At 51.8% G+C, this 2,197-nt stretch carries 1 rRNA gene; it reads right to left on the reverse strand.

The features are described from left to right. Positions 1 to 42: 42 nt before the first annotated feature. Positions 43 to 2,197 (reverse strand): 23S ribosomal RNA (locus H6A12_RS12935); the annotation flags it as partial.

Genomic DNA, 2,197 nt, shown 5'->3' on the forward strand with positions numbered 1-2,197 from the left:
CGAAAGTGAACTTATCTTTGACTCAACATCTCGATTCAATTCGAGGTCAAGCCCTCGACCGATTAGTACTCGCTGGCTTAACACATCACTGTGCTTACACCTTGAGCCTATCAACCTCGTAGTCTTCAAGGGGTCTTACCTGATTAACTCAGTGGGATATCTTATCTTGAGGGCGGCTTCACGCTTAGATGCCTTCAGCGTTTATCCGTTCCGCACTTAGCTGCCCAGCTGTGCCAGTAGGCCTGACAACTGGTGCACCAGAGGTGCGTCCATCCCGGTCCTCTCGTACTAGGGACAGCGCCTCTCAAATATCCTGCGCCCACGACAGATAGGGACCGAACTGTCTCACGACGTTCTGAACCCAGCTCGCGTACCGCTTTAATTGGCGAACAGCCAAACCCTTGGGACCGAATTCAGCCCCAGGATGCGATGAGCCGACATCGAGGTGCCAAACCTCCCCGTCGATGTGGACTCTTGGGGGAGATCAGCCTGTTATCCCCAGGGTAGCTTTTATCCGTTGAGCGACGGCATTTCCACTCACATACCGCCGGATCACTAACTCCAACTTTCGTTTCTGCTCGGACCGTCATCCTCGCAGTCAGGCTCGCTTTTGCGTTTACACTCAAGAGCATGGTTTCCGTCCATGCTGAGCGAACCTTTGAGCGCCTCCGTTACTCTTTTGGAGGCGACCGCCCCAGTCAAACTGCCCACCTAACATTGTCCCCCGACCGGATTCACGGCCGCAGGTTAGAATTTCAGCAAACAAAGAGTGGTATCCCAACATCGACTCCACCAAAGCTGACGCCCTGGTTTCCTAGTCTCCCACCTATCCTGTACATCATTTACCGAAATCCAATATTAAGCTACAGTAAAGCTCCATGGGGTCTTTCCGTCTAGTCGCGGGTAACCGGCATCTTCACCGGTACTACAATTTCGCCGGGCGGGTTGTTGAGACAGTGCCCAGATCGTTACACCATTCGTGCGGGTCAGAACTTACCTGACAAGGAATTTCGCTACCTTAGGACCGTTATAGTTACGGCCGCCGTTTACCGGGGCTTCAATTCAATGCTCTCACATCTCCTCTTAACCTTCCGGCACCGGGCAGGTGTCAGCCCCTATACGTCATCTTTCGATTTAGCAGAGACCTGTGTTTTTGCTAAACAGTCGCCTGGGCCTATTCTCTGCGGCTCATTCGCATGAGCACCCCTTCTCCCGAAGTTACGGGGTCAACTTGCCGAGTTCCTTAACAACCCTTCTCCCGTTGGCCTTAGAATTCTCTTCCTACCTACCTGTGTCGGTTTGCGGTACGGGCTCTCTCGATATCCACAAAGCTTTTCTCGCCTCCGTCTACATCTGCTTCCCTACTAGTTTCAGTCCCTTACGACCGGGTCTACCATCGCCCGGCTCAGACGCTTTCAGAGTGTCCCTTTGCTTAAATCTTTGAGAGGCTACGGAATATCCACCGTATGTGCATCGGCTACGCCGCTAGGCCTCACCTTAGCTCCCGGCTTACTAGGAGCGGACGAACCTTCCTCCTAAAACCTTAGGCTTTCGGCCATTATGATTCTCACATAATTCTCGCTACTCATTCCGGCATTCTCACTCCTATACAGTCCACACGCGCTTCCGCTCATGCTTCACCCCGTATACGACGCTCCTCTACCACGCAGTTAAACTGCATCCCAAGCTTCGGTGTACATTTTAGCCCCGTTAAATTTTCGGCGCAGAACCACTCGACCAGTGAGCTATTACGCACTCTTTGAATGTGTGGCTGCTTCTAAGCCAACATCCTGGTTGTTTTAGCGGTTCCACATCCTTTCCCACTTAAATGCACTTTGGGACCTTAGCTGTGGATCTGGGCTCTTTCCCTTTTGACCGTGAAACTTATCTCACACGGTCTGACTCCCATAAATCAATTATCCGGCATTCAGAGTTTGATAGGTTTCGGTAACCTCTCGGCCCCTAGACCATTCAGTGCTTTACCTCCGGTAATCTTTTATGAGGCTAGCCCTAAAGCTATTTCGAGGAGAACCAGCTATATCCGGGTTCGATTGGAATTTCTCCGCTATCCACACCTCATCCGCCACCTTTTCAACGGGGGTCGGTTCGGCCCTCCATGGAATTTTACTTCCACTTCAGCCTGGACATGGATAGGTCACCCGGTTTCGGGTCTATGTCATGCAACTAATTTCGCCCT

It is taken from the genome of Merdimmobilis hominis, assembly GCF_016901855.1.
Lineage (GTDB): Bacteria > Bacillota > Clostridia > Oscillospirales > Ruminococcaceae > Paludihabitans.